Raw genomic sequence first — 16,619 nt, 5'->3', positions numbered from 1 at the left:
GCCCTCCCCCGCCGCCTCGACCCGCGCGTCCCGCCCGGCCGGTCCCCGGCCCGGCGTCGGCCACGCCGTGTCCGTGGCCGACCTCGGCGCCTCCTACGGGGAGGGGCCCGTCCTGGAGGGCGTGCAGTTCGACCTGGAGCCGGGCGAGCTGCTCGCCGTGCTCGGCCCCTCCGGCTGCGGGAAGACCACGCTGCTGCGCTGCCTGGCCGGCTTCGAGCGCATCGAGTCCGGCCGCATCAGCCTTGCCGGCTCCGTGGTGGCCCTGCCCCGCGTGCACGTGCCCGCCCACCGCCGGCACGTGGCCGTGGTGCCCCAGGACGGCGCCCTGTTCCCGCACCTGAGCGTGGCGGAGAACGTGGGCTTCGGGCTGCGCCGCCGCCGGCCCGGGCGGATGGCCCGCATCCAGGAGTGCCTCGAGCTCGTGGACCTCGCCGGCCACGGCGAGCGCATGCCGCACGAGCTCTCCGGCGGCCAGCAGCAGCGCGTGGCCCTGGCCCGGGCGATGGCCCCGCGCCCGCCGCTGATCCTGCTGGACGAGCCCTTCGGCGCCCTCGACGCCTCCCTGCGCAGCGGCCTGCGCCGGGACGTGCGCCAGGCGCTGAAGGAGGACGGCGCCACGGCCGTGCTCGTCACCCACGACCAGTCCGAGGCCCTGTCCATGGCCGACCGCGCGGCCGTGATGCGGGCCGGGCGCCTGCGCCAGCTGGGCACGCCGGACGAGGTGTACGCGCACCCGGCCGACGCCTGGGTCGCCGCGTTCGTCGGGGAGGCCTCCCTGCTGCCGCTGCTGGACGTGACCGGGCCGGAGCGCGACGGCGGCCGGCGGATCGGGCGCACCGCCCTCGGCCCGGTGCCCCTGCACGGGGCGCGTGCGGCCACGGCTGTGCCCGGGGACCTCGTGGTGGTCCGCCCCGAGCACGTGCGCGGCACCCTAGACCCGACCGTTGACGTGGACGGGGTCGAGGCCGCGCGCGTCTGGACGCCCGCCACCGTGGTGGACGTGGACTACCGCGGCCACGACTCGGTGGCCACGGTCCAGCTGGCCGACGGCACCCGGGCCCAGGCCCGCGTGGAGGGGGCGCTGCCCCCGCTCGACGCCGCCTGCGGGGTCCGGCTCGCGGGCCCGTGCGCCGTCGTCGCCCCGGGCGAGTGACCGGCCCGGGGCGGCCCCTCAGAGCCAGACGCGCCGGAACTCCGCGCCCTGCACCAGAGTGTGATGCCACTCGACGGCGGTCGAATCGGTGAGCGAGGCGATCTGGTCGATCACCACGCGCCGCCGGGCTGCGTCGTCGGGGGCCTGCGCCCAGTCGAACGCGAACATCGGCTCGAGGTACCGGTCCCCCGTCGCGTCGAGCAGCGTCACGAGCTCCGCGAGCACCTCGCGCTGCCGCGCGTAGAGCGGCTGGCGCTGCTCCGCGGTCATCACGTAGGCCGCCGCGATGCCCTTCATCACGGCGATCTCGGTCTCCGTCTCCTCGGGCACCACGACGTCGGCCCCGTGGCGGGTGAGCGGCTCGTTGCCGAACACCTGGCGCGTGGCGTCGAAGGCGGCGCTGCAGAACCGGCCGATCAGCTGGCTCGTCATGTCCTTCATCGCCGCGAGCGCCCGCCGGGAGCCGTCCATCTCGGAGACCCACACGTCGGTGGCCTCGAGGCGGGCCAGGGCCGCGTCGACCTCGGCCGGGTCCGTGTGCGGCAGGTACCACTGGCGGGTGGTCTCCACGACGCGCTCCCGGTGCTCCGGGATGGCCAGCCACTTGAGCTGGAACACGGCGTTGACCACGCCGTCCTCGACGTCGTGCACGGAGTAGGAGATGTCGTCCGCGAGGTCCATGACCTGGGCCTCCATGGACGTGCGCGTGCCGGGCACCCCGGCGCGGAACCAGCGGAACACGGGCAGGTCGTCCTCGTAGACGCCGAACTTGCGCGAACGCGTGCCGTCCGGACGCAGCGGGGCGTCCTCACGGGTCCACGGATACTTGCACGCGGCGTCGAGGGCGGCCCGCGTGAGGTTCAGGCCCGCGGAGGAGCCGTCCGCGAAGAGCTTCTTCTGCTCGAGGCGGGCCAGCAGCCGCAGGGTCTGGGCGTTGCCCTCGAAGCCGCCGACGTCCTCGCTGAGCGCGTCGAGCGCCTTCTCCCCGTTGTGCCCGAAGGGCGGGTGGCCGAGGTCGTGGGACAGGCAGGCGGTGTCCACGAGGTCGGGGTCGCAGCCCAGCGACCTACCGAGCTCACGCCCCACCTGCGCCACCTCGAGCGAGTGCGTCAGGCGGGTGCGGGCGAAGTCGTCCGCGTCCGGGGCGACCACCTGGGTCTTGGCCCCCAGCCGGCGCAGGCCCGCGGAGTGCAGCACGCGGGCACGATCCCGCTCGAAGTCAGAGCGGTACGAGGACTTGGGCGGCTCGGGCAGCCACCGCTCCCGGTCCCACGGCGTGTAGCCGGGGGTCTGCACGGCGCGGCCGGCATACGGGGGCCGGCCCTCGGGGCCGAACAGCACCGGCTGGTGGGCGGCGCCGGTCCAGGGCGACGACGGCGCGGCGGGCGTTCCGGCGGCGGGCACCGGCGTCGTGGGCTCAGCCACCGGAGACGTCCAGCTCGGCGGCCTGGATCATTGCCTGCTGCTCGGCGTTGAGCTCGCGGGAGTCGAGCCAGCCGTCCGGCAGGTGCGGGCGCTTGGGGGCGCCGGCCCGGCCGCGCGGGCCCTCGGCGGCCTCGCCCGGGTAGGGCTGGTCCCGGTCCACGCGGGCGAGGATCTCGCGCAGCGTGGCCAGGTCCGGGACGGTGGACAGCGCGGTGCGGATCTCCGAGCCCACGGGGTAGCCCTTGAAGTACCAGGCCACGTGCTTGCGGATGTCCCGCAGCGCCTTCGTCTCGTCGCCGCCGAAGGTGTCCACGAGCAGCTCGGCGTGGCGGTACAGCGTGTCCGCGACCATGCCCAGGGTCGGGCGGAACCGGTCCTGGCGGCCCTCGAAGGCGGCCTGCAGGTCCCCGAACAGCCAGGGCCTTCCCTGGCAGCCGCGGCCGATCACGACACCGTCCACGCCCGTGCGCTCGACCATCGCGATGGCGTCCTCCGCGGACCAGATGTCGCCGTTGCCGAGCACGGGGATGTCCGGCAGGGCCTCGCGCAGCCGGGCGATGTCGTCCCACACGGCGGTGCCCGAGTAGAACTGGCGCGTGGTGCGGCCGTGGAGGGCGACGGCGGCGACGCCGAGGTCGCGGGCCGTGCGGCCGGCGTCGAGGAAGGTCAGGTGGTCCTCGTCGATGCCGCGGCGCATCTTCACGGTCACCGGGATGTCCTTCTTCGAGGCCTCGGTGACGGCGGCCTTCACGATCGAGGCGAACAGCTCCGACTTCCACGGCAGGGCCGAGCCGCCGCCGCGGCGGGTCACCTTGGGCACGGGGCAGCCGAAGTTCATGTCGATGTGGTCGCAGCGGTCCTCCTCGACCAGCATCCGCACCGCCGCGCCGGTGGTGACCGGGTCCACGGAGTAGAGCTGCACGGAGCGGGGCACCTCGTCCGGGTCGTGCTGGATGATCCGCATCGACTCGGGCTTCCGCTCGACCAGCGCGCGGGCCGTGACCATCTCGTTCACGTAGAGGCCGCCACCGTACTCGCGGCACAGGCGGCGGAACGCCGTGTTGGTGATGCCGGCCATCGGGGCGAGCACCACGGGGACGTCGATGGTCAGCGGCCCCAGCCGCAGCGGGGGCAGGGCCAGGCGGTCCGTCGTCGGGGCGGGGGTGGCGGGCCTCGTGGAGCTGATCGTCGTCGGTGATGCGTCGACCCGCGCCGGCGGACTTGGCGTAGTGCGCGGCGTGGAGGTCGGCGACGTCGTCGGCGTCGGTCACCGCCGCGGCGGGGAGGGTGTGGGAAGAAGTCATGTCGGACCCCATTCTTCCATTCCGCCCGGCACCCGCGTCACCGTGCCCCACGACGAGGCCCGCTGGGAGGCGATCGCAGAGGCACCCCGCCGGGACGGGCAGACCGTCCTCCCGGCGGGTCAGGCCTCCGACGCCGGCGCCGCGTCCCCGCCGTCGAGCACCGCCAGCAGGTCAGCACCGGCGAACATCTGAGCGGTCTGACGCGCCGAGGGGGTGCCCGCGTCCGGGTCCGCCCCGGCCGCGAGCAGATGCCGCATCGAGGCGACATCCCGTTTGAACGTGGCGCAGGTCAGGGCGCGCTGGCCGCGATCGTTGGCGTGTTCGATCTCGGCGCCGGCCTCGATCAGCATCGCCACGGTGTCCGGGTGCTCGTGGTAGGCGGCGAGGGTGAGGAAGGAGTCGCCCGCGTGGTTGCGCAGGCGCGTGCTCACCCCGGCGTCCAGGTATGCCTTCAGCTGGACCGTGTCCCCGTCCCGCGCCATGTCGAAGAGCCGGTTCGCCAGCTCGATGTCCTTCTCGCTCCACTGCTCACTCATGCCCGCCAGTATGGCGGACGCCGCGGCGATCGACCGCTCCGCAGCGACATCTCCGCGGGTCTGCCCGCAGGTGATGTCGCCGGCCGGCGGTCAGACGAGCACCGGGAACAGCCCCGCCCGCCCCGCGGTTGCACCCGGCATGACCCGCAAGCACCTCGGCTTCCTCAACTTCGGCCACTGGATCCACCGGCCCGGCACCGAACCGGACGCGCGGCAGGCCCTGGACGACGTCGTCGCCATGGCCGTGGCCGCCGAGGACGCCGGGCTCGACGGCGCCTGGCTGCGCGTCCACCACTTCCAACGGATGTTCTCCTCGCCGTTCCCGATCCTCGCCGCGATGGCCGCCCGCACCGAGCGGATCAGCCTCGGCACCGGCGTGATCGACCTGCGGTATGAGAACCCCCTGTACATGGCCGAGGCCGCGGCCACCACGGACCTCATCTCCGGCGGCCGGCTCGAGCTCGGCGTCTCCCGCGGCTCACCCGAGGCCGCCCTCGACGGCCAGGCGCAGTTCGGCTACGCCCTCGACGAGGGGCAGACCTGGGCCGACGTGACCCGAGAGCGCGGACGCCGGTTCCTCTCGGCCGTGCGCGGCGAGGGCATCGCAACGCCGGACCTCACCTCCGGCTGGGCGCACAGCTCGCAGCCGCTGCGGATCGAGCCGCACTCCCCCGGGCTCGCGGACCGCATCTGGTGGGGGTCCGGCTCCGTGGGCTCGGTGGCCGGCGCCGCCACGGACGGCTACAACATGCTCTCCTCCACCCTGCTCCTGCAGGACGACGGCCGCCCCTTCCACGTCCAGCAGGCCGACCAGATCGCGCGCTACCGGGAGGCCTTCGCCGCGGCCGGCCACGCCGGTCCGGGCCGCACGGCGGTCACGCGCTCCGCGTTCGTCATCCAGGACCGGGAGGACGAGCTGTACTTCGGCCGGGAGCGGGCCTCGCGCGACTCCTCCGGCATGCTCGAGGGCGGCGCCGCCCGCTCCGGCCCGACCTATGCCGGGTCCGCCGAGGAGGTCGCGGAGAAGCTCGCCGCCGACGACGCCGTCGCCGCCGCCGACTGGGTCCTGTTCGCCAACCCCAACCAGCTCGGGGTCGAGTACAACGCGAAGATCTTCGCCGGCTGGGCGGAGGTCTGGCGCCTGCTCGGCTGGGATGCATGAGCGAGGCCCCGCCGCACCTCCCGACCGCCGACGACGGCGTCGCCCGAGCCCGTCGCGCGCGCTGGGCCGTCACCGCCGCCTTCGCGACGAACGGCGCCCTGCTCGGCGCGCTCATCCCGCACTACCCGGAGGCCAAGGCCGCGTTCGGCCTGGACCCGGCCGCCTTCGGCCTGCTCGTCATTGCACTCGCCGTGGGCGGCACGCTCGCCGGGCCCCTGCCCGCCCCGATCCTGCGCCGGTTCGGCGCCCGCCGCGTCATGCTCGCCGGCAGCGTGGCCATCGCCCTGCTCACGACGGCGGCCGGTCTCGTCCTCGACATCGCCGGGGCGGGCGCGGGGGCCGGGCACGGTGCGGGCACGGCCGCGGCCTGGCTGCTGTGGGTCTTCGCGGGCCTCGTCCTGGCCTCGGGGGTGCTCGATGCCGTCGTGGACACCGCCCAGAACGCGCAGGGCCTGCAGGTGTAGACCCGGCTGGCCCGGCCCGTGCTCACGACCATGCACGCCGGCTGGAGCCTCGGAGCGGCCGCCGGTGCCGGGCTCGGTGCGGCGGTCATCACCGTGGGCGGCCCCGCGGCCCTGCACCTGGGGCTCAACGGCGCCGTGTGCGTCGCGGTACTGCTGGGGGTCCGGCGCCTGTTCCTGGCGGAGGCTCCCGTGGACTCGGCGTCCGCCCGCGGCGCCGCGGATCAGTCACCCGCACCGTCGGAGCGCCCAAGCCCTCCCCCGCCGCGCCGCCGTGGCCGTGCTCGTCCCCGCCGTGGTGATCGCGATGGCCGGGTTCGGCGTGGAGGAGTTCGGCAACGCGTGGGCCACCCTGTTCCTGATCACGGAGCGCGGCCTGGATCCGGCCGCGGCGGTGCTCGGCGCGTCGACGCTGCTGGGCGCGCAGTTCGTCGGACGCCTCGCGGGCGACCGAACCCTCACCGCCCTGGGACGCCGCGGGGCGCTGACGGCGGGGCTGGGCGCCGTCGTCGTGGGGCTGGGGCTGGCCCTGGCGCCGCTGCCCGAGCCGGTGGCCGTGCCTGCCGCGTTCGCGGGGCTGGCCCTGGCGGGGCTCGGCTGCGCCGTGGTGGTGCCCGTGGCCTATGCGCTCGGCGACGAGGCGCCCGGGCTCCGGCCGCAGACCGGGCTGGCGGTGACGAGCTGGTGCATGCGGCTGGCCGGGGTCGGGCTCAGCCCGGCGGTCGGGGCGCTGGCCGGCGCCGTCGGTCTTGCACCGGCGCTGACGGTGTTCCTGGGCCTGGCCGCCGTCGGGGCGGTGCTCGCCGCCCGGCTGCCCGCCGCCCCGTAGGAACCGCTCAGTCGTCGTCGACCTCGCCGGCGAGGGCCTGGGCCGCCAGGTGCTCCTCGGTCGCGGCCTCCCAGATCTCCTTGGCGGCGGAGCCGTTGAGCAGCACGAGAAGCACGCCCACGATGATGTCCGCCCAGCCCGACGCCGTCAGCACCGTGATCCCGGACAGGGCGATCAGCACGACGCCGGCCACGAGGTCGTTGCGCGCCGCGAGCCAGGCCGCCCGGGTGAGGGAGCCGCCGTCGACGCGGACGCGGGCCAGCAGGACCACGCACACGATGTTCACGAGGAGCGAGCCGACGGCCGCCCCCAGCAGCACGCCCGCGGCCGGCGGCTCGGGGTCGCCGATCTTCGTGGCCGCCATGACGAGCGCCGCCACGGCCGGCAGCACGATGATCCCGGCCATGACCTTGCCGATGACCGCCTGCCGGGCCGCCGTCCACCCGAGCGCCACGAAGATCAGCAGGTTGACGGCGAAGTCCTCGAAGAAGTCGACGGAGTCCGCCACGAGGGCCACCGAGCCGATCCCCACCGCCAGGATGATCTCGACCACCAGGTAGGCGCCGTTGAGCAGGGCCACCGCCAGGACGGTGCCCCGCAGGGTGCGGGTGCGCCGGCGGTCCGCTACGGCCGCCCGGTTCACGCGCCCGGCGCGTCGTCCACGAACACGTACGTGTCCACCAGCGTCCGCGCCGCGTTGCCGCCGATGAGCCCGTCCACGATCCGTTCCAGCGGGGCCATCGCCTCGTCCACCTCGACCTGCACGGGGTACTGGGCCACGAGGAGGGCGAGCAGGTCAGCCACGGCCTGCAGCGCGTCCTTCTCCCCCAGCTCCGGGTCCCAGCCCACGAGCACATCGGCCGGCGCGTCCTGGCGCTCCGGGGTGTAGGACACCGCGAACGCGCGGATGCGCCCGCCCTCGGCCTTCGGCGCGTCGCGGAGCACGACGGCGCCCGCGGCCCCGGTGGCCGGGCCCAGCAGCAGCTGCTGGGCGGCCCCGACGCTCAGGGTCGACGGGTCCCACGCGTGCACGGCGTCATAGAACGCGGCGACCGCCTGCGTCAGCTCGACGGAGCCGGTCGAGGCCTCCTCGAGGACCACGCCGTCCGGGTGCTCCTCCCCGCGCACATCCGGCAGGCCGATGGCCCCCGGGGCGATCGCGACGCGGCGGGAGCGCTGCACGGGGGTGAAGCCCTGGGCCACGAGGAACGCCTCGGTGCCGGCGGCCAGTGCGGCGGTCTGGGACCGCACGGCGTCCGTGTCCACGGGCGGGCGGCCCGTCGCACTGTCGGCCTCGGTCTGCGGGTCGGCGCAGGCCACGCCGGGCACCAGGGCGTCCTTGGCGAATCGGGCCTTCAGCGCGGTCGTCGGGATGGCGCCGGCGGCGTGCGCCTCCGCGGCGAGCCCGCGCAGGGCCGCCACGAGCGCCCGGCCGATGCCCCGGCGCCGCTCGGCGGCCGCGGTCTCGACGTACAGCCACAGCCGCCGCGGGTGCACGGACGAGGCGTAGACGACGCCGGCCGCCACCGGCACGCCGGCGTCCTCGGCCACGAGCGCGCGGCGCCAGGGCCGTTCCGCGTCCTCGGCGAGCATCGCCCGGTCCTGGTGCTGCTGCGCGTTGGCCGGGTCGCCCCACACCTCGAGCAGGGCCAGGTCGTCCCCGGGCCGCCAGGGACGCAGCACGACCTCCCCGCCGGCGACCGCGGCGGAGTCGAACAACACGCCGTCGTCGTCGTGCCCCGCGGCCCCGGCCGCTCCCGTCACGTCCCCGCTCACTTGACCAGGCGCTCCAGCAGGTAGGACTTCACCTGGGACAGCGCCACGCGCTCCTGGGCCATGGTGTCCCGCTCGCGGATGGTCACGGCCTGGTCCTCGAGGGTGTCGAAGTCCACGGTGATGCAGAACGGGGTGCCGATCTCGTCCTGGCGGCGGTAGCGACGGCCGATCGCGCCGGAGTCGTCCGTCTCGATGTTCCACAGGCCGCGCAGCTCCGCGGCGAGGGACTGGGTGGCCGGCTGCAGCTCGGGCTTCTTGGACAGCGGGAGCACGGCGGCCTTGACCGGGGCCAGGCGCGGGTCCAGCTTGAGCACGGTGCGCACGTCCACCCCGCCCTTGGCGTTCGGGGCCTCGTCCTCGGCATAGGCGTCCACGAGGAACGCCATCATGGCGCGGGTCAGGCCGAAGGACGGCTCGATCACGTACGGGGTGTAGTGCTCGTTGTTGGCCTGGTCGAAGTACTGCATCTTGGTGCCCGAGTGCTCGGTGTGCCGGCCCAGGTCGTAGTCGGTGCGGTTCGCGATGCCCATCAGCTCGCCCCAGCCGTCGCCGCCGGTGAAGCCGAAGTCGTATTCGAGGTCGATCGTGGCGTCCGAGTAGTGCGCCCGCTCGTCCGCGGGGACGTCGAACTTGCGCAGGTGCGCGGGGTCGATGCCGAGGTCGATGAACCAGTCCCAGCAGTCCTCGACCCAGCGGTCGAAGTGCTGGCCCGCCTCGGCCGGCGGCACGAAGTACTCGATCTCCATCTGCTCGAACTCACGGGTGCGGAAGATGAAGTTGCCCGGGGTGATCTCGTTGCGGAACGCCTTGCCGATCTGGCCGATGCCGAACGGCGGCTTCTTCCGGGCCGCGCCCAGCACGTTGAGGAAGTTCACGAAGATGCCCTGCGCCGTCTCCGGGCGCATGTAGTGCAGGCCCTCCTCGTTGTCCACGGGGCCGAGGTAGGTCTTGACCAGGCCCGAGAACAGCTGCGGCTCGGTCCAGGCGCCCTGGGTGCCGCAGTCCGGGCACACGATCTCGGCCATGCCCTCGGCCGGCCGGCCCTTCTTGGCCTCGAACGCCTCGAGCAGGTGGTCCTGGCGGTGGCGCCTGTGGCACTGGGTGCACTCCACGAGCGGGTCGGTGAAGGTCTCGACGTGGCCGGAGGCCTCCCACACCGCGCGCGGCAGGATGATGGAGGAGTCCAGGCCCACCATGTCCTCGCGGGAGCGCACGAAGGTCTTCCACCATTCCGCCTTGATGTTCTCCTTCAGCTCCACACCCAGGGGCCCGTAGTCCCACGCGGAGCGCGAACCGCCGTAGATCTCACCGGCCTGGAACACGAAGCCTCGGCGCTTGGCGAGGTTGATGACGTTGTCCAGCGGGGACTTGGCAGCCATGGGGGCATCACTTCCGTACTCATCGGCGGGGCGGGAGGGGATCACGACGACGACGGCGCCCGGCCGCCTTCGAGGCGGCGGGCCCGTTCCGGCGCGGCGCGCCGGTCGATCCCGTCCAGCCTACCGGCCATGATGGACACCATGACCGAGACGAACGCACCCGACGCCCAGCCCCTGCCCATCCGTGACGAGTCCATCCGCCTCGGCCAGGCGCTCAAGCTCGCCTCCCTCGTGGAGGACGGGGCCATGGCCCGCGACGTCGTCACCGACGGGCTCGTCACCGTCAACGGCGCGGTGGAGACGCGCCGCGGCGCCCAGCTGCACGACGGGGACGTCGTCGAGTTCGCCGGCGAGGCGTTCGTCGTCCAGGCCGGGCAGGCCTGAGCCGACGCCCCGTCGGGCGGCCGCGGCGCCGTCGTCGAGCGTGTCCGGTGCGTCAGCCGCGGGGCGGCACCATGTGGGCGAGGTACTCCTTCACGTGGCCCAGCTCCTGCTCGTTGATCGCGTGGCCGAGCCCGGCGTAGACGATCTTCATGAGGTCCACGTGGGCGTTCAGCCAGGCATGGGTCTCCTCGACCCGGGGCTCGGAGATGATCGGGTCCTCCTGGCCGCGGCCCCAGAAGACCTTCGGTCGGACGCGGGCGACGTCGTCGTCGCGGGTGAACAGCTCGCGCAGCCGCGGCTCGGTGAGCTCCGGGTCCACCACGAAGCCGGACAGCGCCACGGTGCACGCGTAGGCCTCCGGGTCCAGGCGCAGCAGCGACGTGGCCATCGCCATGCCCTGCGAGAAGCCGAGCAGGGAGACGGTGCGGAAGTCCCCGCGCACCGCCTGCACCCAGGCGTGCAGGGCCTCGACGGCCTCGCGGACCGGCTCGGCGGTGGAGCCCAGCTCGCCCGTGACGGGGTCCTGGGAGAGCGGGAACCAGGCGTGGGAGCCCGGCTGCAGGGGCAGGGGCGCGCGCACGGCGGCCACCGTGACGTGCTCGGGCAGGTGCGGGACGAGGCCGAACAGGTCGTCCTCGTTCGCGCCGTAGCCGTGCAGGACGATCAGCAGGTCCTCGGTGCGCTCGCCCTCGGGGCGGGACCAGCGGACGACGGGCTCGACGGCGGGGGTGGGGTTCGCGTTCACGTCCGCCAGCCTAGCGAGCGGCACGGTCGGCCCCTCCCGGAGGTTGACCCCTCCCGCGCGACGTGGGCAGAATCCTACCCGTGGGTAACCCATCCTCCTCCCAGCCTCCGCACGCCTCCGACGCGACCCCGGTCGACGACCCCGCCGCCCATCCGTGGCGCCGCTACGTCGCCATCGGGGACTCGTTCTCCGAGGGCATCGGCGACCCGGACCCGGACCGTCCCGGCTACCACCGCGGCTGGGCCGACCGCCTGGCCGAGGAGCTCTCCCGCCTGACGCCGCCCGGCGAGGACCTGGCCTACGCCAACCTGGCGGTCCGCGGGAAGCTGCTGGACCAGATCGCCGAGGACCAGGTGGAGCCGGCGCTCGCCCTGCGGCCGGACCTCATCAGCGTCTGCGCGGGCGGCAACGACATCCTGCGCGGCGCGGACCCGGACGAGATCGCGGTCCGGTTGGACGCCGTCGTCGAGCGTCTGGCCTCCGACGGCGCCACCGTGCTGCTGTTCAACGCGACCGACGTGAAGGGCACGCCCGTCATCGGCCGCATCCGCGGCACCGTGGCGATCTACAACGAGAACGTGCGCACCATCGCGCTGCGGCACGACGCGCTGGTGCCGGACATGTGGTCGCTCAAGGACCTCGCCCGGCGGGAGATGTGGGCCGAGGACCGCCTGCACTTCTCTGCGCTCGGCCACCACACGATCGCCGCGATGGTGCTGGACACCCTCGGCGTGGAGCACGGCCTCGAGCACCTGCGCCTCTCCCCGCCGGCGCCGCGCACGTGGCGCGCGGCCCGCGCGTCGGACGCCGCATGGGTGCGCACGCACCTGGCGCCGTGGGTGGTCCGCCGCCTCCGCGGCGTCTCCTCGGGCGACGGCGTCACGGCCAAGCGCCCCGTCCCCGAGCCGCTCTTCGGCGCGCCGATGCCGCAGGGCTCGGACCACACCGAGCCGCTGGACATCGTCGAGCCCTGAGCCCGGCCGGCGGGGACCGGTGGCCGTTTCCCGAACGACAGTGCCGCGACACGCCGCCGTTTCCCGAACGAAAGTTCAGAGGGCGAGGGTGCGCTTCAGCGTGTCGGCCACCTGGCCGTATTCGGTGAGGAACCCGTCGTGGCCGATGGGCGAGGCGATCGTGTGCACCGGCGGCCGCGCGGGCAGCGCCGCCGCGAGCGCCTCGGACTCGGCCGGCAGGTAGAGCCGGTCCGAGTCGACGGCGGCCACGAACGCCCGGCCCCGGTAGTCCGCGAGCGCCGCCGCCACGCCGCCGCGCCCGCGCCCGACGTCGTGGCCCATGAGGGCCTCGGTGACCACGAGGTAGGAGTTCGCGTCGAACCGGTCGGCGAGCTTGGCCGCCTGGTGGTCCAGGTAGGACTCCACGGCGTAGCGCCCGCGCCCGCCCGGCACCCCGACGACGGCGCCGAACGGGTCCTCGACGCCCTGCGGTTCCCGGCCGAACCGCTGGCCGAGCTCGCCCGCCGTGCGGTAGGTGGTGTGGGCGATGCGCCGGGCGATGCCCAGGCCGGCCACGGGGCCGGGGCCGGGGTAGTAGTCGCCGCCCTCGAAGTCCGGGTCGAGGCGGATGGCCGCCGTCTGCGCCTGCCCCCACGCGATCTGGTCGGCGGAGGAGGCCGCGGTGGCGGCCAGCACACCCACCCCGGCGACGCGCGCGGGGTGGGTCGCGGCCCACTCGAGGGCGCGGGCCCCGCCCATCGATCCGCCGATCACGGCGCGCCACGCGCCGATCCCGAGGTGGTCGGCCAGGCGTCGCTCGGCCTCGACCGCGTCCCGCAGCGTGAGGAACGGGAACCGGGAGCCCCAGGGCCGCCCGTCGGGGGCCGGCGTCGAGGGCCCGGTGGAGCCGTGGCAGCCGCCGATCATGGCGGGGGCGACCACGAACCACCGGTCCGTGTCCACGGCGCGGCCCGGGCCGACGAGGGCGTCCCACCAGCCCGGCGTCGGGTCCTCCTCGTGCGCGGCCACGTGCGCGTCGCCGGTGAGGGCGTGCAGCACGAGCACGGCGTTGGCGCCGTCGGCGGCGAGGGTGCCCCAGGTCTCGTAGGCCAGCTCGACGTCGGGCAGCAGCCCGCCGGTCTCGGTGCGCAGCTCGCCGACCCGCAGGCGGTGGCGGCCGCCGCGGGGCAGCGCGGTGCGCGACGGACGCGTGGCGACGGCGGTCATGCCCGCTCCCCCGCGTCGTCGTCGCCGCGGCGGGCGGCGGCCGCGAAGCCGCGCTCGAGGTCGGCGAGGATGTCCTCGATGTCCTCCACGCCGAGCGAGAGCCGCACCAGGCCGGGGGTGACGCCGGCGGCGCGCTGCTCGTCGTCGGCGAGCTGGGAGTGGGTGGTCGAGGCCGGGTGCACCACGAGCGAGCGGACGTCGCCGATGTTGGCCACGTGGTGGTGCAGGGTGAGCCCGTCCACGAACGCGGCCCCGGCCTCGCGGCCGCCCGCGATCTCGAAGGAGACGAACGCGCCCGCGCCCTTCGGCAGGTAGCGCTGGGCGCGCTCGTGCCACGGGCTGGACTCCAGGCCGGCGTAGACCACGTGCTCGACGTCGTCGCGGCCCTCGAGCCAGCGCGCGACGGCGGCCGCGTTGGCCACCTGCCGCTCCATGCGCAGGGACAGGGTCTCCAGGCCGAGGTTCACCAGGAACGCGTTGAACGGGGAGATGGCCGAGCCGTAGTCGCGCAGCAGTTGCACGCGCGCCTTGAGGATGAAGGCCAGGTTGGCGCCGAGCGGCGAGCCCACCCCGAGGTCCCGCGCGTAGACGAGGCCGTGGTACGACTCGTCCGGCTCGTTGAAGCCGGGGTACCGCTCGGCGTGCTGCGCGTAGTCGAACGTGCCGGCGTCGACGATCACGCCCGCGATGGCCGCGGCGTGCCCGCCGAGGTACTTCGTGGCGGAGTGGGTGACGACGTCGGCGCCGTGTTCGATCGGACGCAGCAGGTACGGGGTGGCCAGCGTGTTGTCCACGATCAGCGGCACGCCGGCCTCGTGGGCGGCGTCGGCGACGGCGCGCACGTCCAGGACGTCGCCGCGCGGGTTGCCGAGGGTCTCGCCGAAGAACGCCTTGGTGTTCGGGCGGACGGCGGCGCGCCAGGACTCGACGTCGTCCGGGTCGGTCACGAACGTCGTCTCGACGCCGACCTTGGCGAGGGTGTGCTTGAACAGGTTCTGCGTGCCGCCGTACAGGCTGGCCGAGGCGACCACGTGGTCGCCGGCGCCGGCGAGGTTGAGGATCGCGAACGTCGTCGCCGCCTGGCCGGAGGCCAGCAGCAGCGCGCCCACACCGCCCTCGAGCGCGGCGATCTTCTCCTCCACCGGGCCCTGCGTCGGGTTGCCGATGCGGGTGTAGAGCGGGTCGAGGTCCTTGAGTGCGAACCGGTCCGCGGCCACCTGGGCGGACGGGAAGTCGTAGGAGGTGGTCTGGAAGATCGGCAGGGCGGTCGCACCGAAGGCGTGCTGGCCGACGGCGACGCCCGCGTGGACCTGCGCGGTGGAGAAGCCCCAGGCGTCGGGGGTCGGGGTGGTCTGGTCGGTCATGGCGGACCCTCCTGAAGGGTTCAGGGGCCGGACCCGGCCGCCCCGCCCGCCGGCCGACGTGCCGATCCGGGGACCGGCGTCGTCGAGGTGCCGGTGATGACCCGGCGCCGTCGAGAGGGGCCGTGGGATCGGCCCGCGCTTGCCGGCGTCCGTTGTGGGGCCGGCCTGGTCGTCACCCGGGGCACCCCACCGCGGAAGGAGGGTTGCCGGTCAGCATGCCGGGGCCTGTTGCTGACTCTCGTGACCGTGCCTCCGAGTGTAGCCCGCCGCCCCGCCACGATTTCGTCACGCGTGTCACACGCGGATACGCTCTCCGCACGGGGCGCCCGACCCGTCAAGGGCTCGACCCCCTGGACTCGCACCAGGTCAACCCCCGGGGCAGCCCGGGAACGGAGAGGAACAGCGCAGTGCACACCTGTCGCATGGACCACGTGTCCTACGCCGCCGGCCCCGAGGGCCTGGACGCCACGGTCGCCCGCATCGCCGAGACGCTGGGCATCGAGCGGATCAAGGGCGGTGTCCACCCACGTTTCGGCACCCAGAACGCACTGTTTCCCATGACGGAGGGGCAGTATCTGGAGGTCGTCGAGGCCCTGGACCACCCGGCCTCCCTCAGCGCGCCGTTCGGCCAGCTCGTGCGCGCCCGCACCGAGCAGGGCGGGGGCTGGATGAGCTGGGCCGTGGCCACCCCGGACATCGGCCGGTTCGAGCGCCGCCTCGGCCGCGAGGCCGTCCCCGGCAACCGTCGCTTCCCGGACGGCCGCGAGCTGTCCTGGCGCCAGATCGGCATCAAGGGCACCCTCGCGGACCCGCAGCTGCCGTACATCCTGCGCTGGGCCGACGGTCAGGAGGACATGCACCCCTCGCAGGCGGCCGAGCCGCAGGCCACCATCGAGCACCTGAACATCGCCGGCTCCCCCGAGCGCCTCGCCGAGTGGCTGGGCGGCGAGGACGAGGACGGCCAGGTCCAGGACGTGAACATCGAGTACGTCGCGCCCTCCGGCACCCCGGGGATCGTCTCGGTCACCTTCCGCACCCCGAAGGGTGAGATCACGCTCTGAGCGCGGGGGCGGGGCCGGTCAACCGAGCAGCCCCGCCCGCGCCAGCAGCGGGTAGCCGACGAACCCGACGGCGTCCAGCAGCGTGTGCGCGATGACCAGCGGCATCACCCGGCGCACCCGCAGGAACACGAGCGCGAACACCACGCCCATCAGGGCGTTGCCCACGCCCGGCCCGATCCCCTGGTACAGGTGGTACGCCCCGCGCAGCAGCGCGAGGGCGAACACCACGACGGCCGCGCGGGTCGGCAGGTACAGCCCCTCGGCGCTCACCCACGACGACGGCACGGCCGGCGCCGGATCGCGCGCCAGGCCCGCGGCGCGCAGCCGCTGCAGATACCCGAGCCGGTCGACGAGCCAGGCGCCCACGATGACCTCCTCCAGCAGTCCGTGCCGCAGCGCGGAGAGCAGCAGGACCGGCACCTGGTACCAGCTCTGACCGAGCGCCGAGCCGACGATCGCCGTCGTGATCCCCAGGGCCCGGCCGGCGGCGTAGACGCCGAGCGTGCCCAGCCCGATGGCCGCGAACAGGCCCAGGCCCCAGGCCAGGTCGCGGCCGGGGCGGCGCAGGTCGAGGCCGAGCACCCGGAACGGGTTCCGGCCGCGCAGGTGCATCAGGTGCAGCACCAGGGCCACCGGCACCAGCGCGAACCCGATGCCGAGCAGCTGATAGGTCAGGTCGAAGGCCCAGCGGTCGGCCAGGGCCGGGTTGAGGACGGTGGTCTGCTCGCCGAGCGGGGCCTGGGTGGCCTTGTCGATGAGCTGGACGATCGCGTAGACCGCCGACTTCCCCAGGGAGAGGCCGAGGACGATCGCGATCTCCCACCGCACCGTGCGCGCCGGGGGGGCGGGCAGCGCGGGGG

The 16,619-nt window shown here is 74.5% G+C and carries 17 protein-coding genes and 1 riboswitch; of the genes, 7 read left to right on the top strand and 10 right to left on the bottom strand.

Annotated features, from left to right (window positions below; translation table 11 throughout):
• On the top strand, window positions 1–1,153 hold a 1,153-nt coding region (locus J1M41_RS00085; protein ID WP_241247526.1), incomplete at its 5' end, for an ABC transporter ATP-binding protein.
• 18 nt (window positions 1,154–1,171) lie between these two features.
• Here the strand turns inward: J1M41_RS00085 and J1M41_RS00080 are convergent.
• The 3 genes from J1M41_RS00080 to J1M41_RS00070 form a co-directional block, all read right to left on the bottom strand.
• Window positions 1,172–2,449 carry a deoxyguanosinetriphosphate triphosphohydrolase gene (locus tag J1M41_RS00080; protein WP_044659705.1) on the bottom strand — a complete coding sequence of 426 codons (1,278 nt, stop codon included), beginning with the start codon at window positions 2,447–2,449 and terminating at the stop codon, window positions 1,172–1,174.
• A 121-nt stretch (window positions 2,450–2,570) separates the two neighbouring features.
• On the bottom strand, window positions 2,571–3,764 hold the full coding sequence (gene dusB, locus J1M41_RS00075; RefSeq protein ID WP_206450911.1) for a tRNA dihydrouridine synthase DusB: 1,194 nt from the start codon (window positions 3,762–3,764) through the stop codon (window positions 2,571–2,573).
• 237 nt (window positions 3,765–4,001) lie between these two features.
• Window positions 4,002–4,418, bottom strand: a complete 417-nt coding sequence (locus J1M41_RS00070; RefSeq protein ID WP_170748003.1) for an ankyrin repeat domain-containing protein — start codon at window positions 4,416–4,418, stop codon at window positions 4,002–4,004.
• 139 nt (window positions 4,419–4,557) lie between these two features.
• Between J1M41_RS00070 and J1M41_RS00065 the strand changes: the two genes are divergently transcribed.
• The 3 genes from J1M41_RS00065 (at window position 4,558) to J1M41_RS00055 (ending at window position 6,870) form a co-directional block, all read left to right on the top strand.
• Entirely contained in the window at window positions 4,558–5,580 is a 1,023-nt protein-coding gene (locus J1M41_RS00065) for an LLM class flavin-dependent oxidoreductase (protein WP_170748002.1), read from the top strand.
• Window positions 5,577–6,044 (top strand): hypothetical protein, encoded by a 468-nt coding sequence (locus J1M41_RS00060; RefSeq protein ID WP_206450901.1) that lies wholly within the window; start codon window positions 5,577–5,579, stop codon window positions 6,042–6,044. Before J1M41_RS00065 ends, J1M41_RS00060 begins: the two co-directional genes overlap by 4 nt.
• A 271-nt stretch (window positions 6,045–6,315) precedes the next feature.
• Complete coding sequence (locus tag J1M41_RS00055; RefSeq protein WP_206450900.1) at window positions 6,316–6,870, top strand: hypothetical protein; 555 nt, start codon at window positions 6,316–6,318, stop codon at window positions 6,868–6,870.
• A gap of 7 nt (window positions 6,871–6,877) precedes the next feature.
• On the opposite strand, the gene J1M41_RS00050 is transcribed toward J1M41_RS00055, so the two are convergent.
• From J1M41_RS00050 to J1M41_RS00040, 3 genes are read right to left on the bottom strand one after another with little or no spacing between them, the layout of a single operon-like run.
• Window positions 6,878–7,513 carry a cation transporter gene (locus J1M41_RS00050; protein ID WP_041103529.1) on the bottom strand — a complete coding sequence of 212 codons (636 nt, stop codon included), beginning with the start codon at window positions 7,511–7,513 and terminating at the stop codon, window positions 6,878–6,880.
• The gene (locus tag J1M41_RS00045) at window positions 7,510–8,646 is read right to left on the bottom strand and encodes a GNAT family N-acetyltransferase (protein WP_206450899.1); all 1,137 of its coding nucleotides are present in this window, start codon (window positions 8,644–8,646) and stop codon (window positions 7,510–7,512) included. Before J1M41_RS00045 ends, J1M41_RS00050 begins: the two co-directional genes overlap by 4 nt.
• The gene (locus tag J1M41_RS00040; RefSeq protein WP_044659691.1) at window positions 8,643–10,025 is read right to left on the bottom strand and encodes a glycine--tRNA ligase; all 1,383 of its coding nucleotides are present in this window, start codon (window positions 10,023–10,025) and stop codon (window positions 8,643–8,645) included. Before J1M41_RS00040 ends, J1M41_RS00045 begins: the two co-directional genes overlap by 4 nt.
• Before the next feature lie 141 nt (window positions 10,026–10,166).
• Between J1M41_RS00040 and J1M41_RS00035 the strand changes: the two genes are divergently transcribed.
• On the top strand, window positions 10,167–10,409 hold the full coding sequence (locus tag J1M41_RS00035) for an RNA-binding S4 domain-containing protein (protein ID WP_036317588.1): 243 nt from the start codon (window positions 10,167–10,169) through the stop codon (window positions 10,407–10,409).
• Window positions 10,410–10,461: 52 nt separating this feature from the next.
• On the opposite strand, the gene J1M41_RS00030 is transcribed toward J1M41_RS00035, so the two are convergent.
• Window positions 10,462–11,154, bottom strand: coding sequence for an alpha/beta hydrolase (locus J1M41_RS00030; RefSeq protein WP_036340883.1), 693 nt, complete (start codon window positions 11,152–11,154; stop codon window positions 10,462–10,464).
• A gap of 80 nt (window positions 11,155–11,234) precedes the next feature.
• On the opposite strand from J1M41_RS00030, the gene J1M41_RS00025 reads away from it, so the two are divergent.
• Window positions 11,235–12,128 carry an SGNH/GDSL hydrolase family protein gene (locus J1M41_RS00025; RefSeq protein ID WP_041103533.1) on the top strand — a complete coding sequence of 298 codons (894 nt, stop codon included), beginning with the start codon at window positions 11,235–11,237 and terminating at the stop codon, window positions 12,126–12,128.
• A 75-nt stretch (window positions 12,129–12,203) separates the two neighbouring features.
• Here J1M41_RS00025 and J1M41_RS00020 read toward each other — a convergent pair whose 3' ends face one another.
• A complete protein-coding gene (locus J1M41_RS00020; RefSeq protein WP_206450898.1) occupies window positions 12,204–13,334 on the bottom strand; it encodes a homoserine O-acetyltransferase in 1,131 nt (376 codons plus the stop codon).
• The gene (locus tag J1M41_RS00015) at window positions 13,331–14,698 is read right to left on the bottom strand and encodes a bifunctional o-acetylhomoserine/o-acetylserine sulfhydrylase (RefSeq protein WP_206450897.1); all 1,368 of its coding nucleotides are present in this window, start codon (window positions 14,696–14,698) and stop codon (window positions 13,331–13,333) included. Before J1M41_RS00015 ends, J1M41_RS00020 begins: the two co-directional genes overlap by 4 nt.
• Before the next feature lie 130 nt (window positions 14,699–14,828).
• A riboswitch (SAM riboswitch) is annotated at window positions 14,829–14,944 on the bottom strand.
• A gap of 161 nt (window positions 14,945–15,105) precedes the next feature.
• Between J1M41_RS00015 and J1M41_RS00010 the strand changes: the two genes are divergently transcribed.
• Window positions 15,106–15,759 (top strand): VOC family protein, encoded by a 654-nt coding sequence (locus tag J1M41_RS00010; protein WP_043280097.1) that lies wholly within the window; start codon window positions 15,106–15,108, stop codon window positions 15,757–15,759.
• An 18-nt stretch (window positions 15,760–15,777) separates the two neighbouring features.
• Here J1M41_RS00010 and J1M41_RS00005 read toward each other — a convergent pair.
• Window positions 15,778–16,619: CPBP family intramembrane glutamic endopeptidase (locus J1M41_RS00005; RefSeq protein WP_241247525.1), on the bottom strand; the 842-nt coding region annotated here is incomplete at its 5' end.

The sequence above is a fragment of the Micrococcus sp. KRD096 genome, assembly GCF_017168495.1.
GTDB classification, from domain to species: domain Bacteria; phylum Actinomycetota; class Actinomycetes; order Actinomycetales; family Micrococcaceae; genus Micrococcus; species Micrococcus luteus.
Note: the sequence above shows the minus strand (reverse complement) of the source record. Positions and strands in the feature narration are given on the sequence as shown.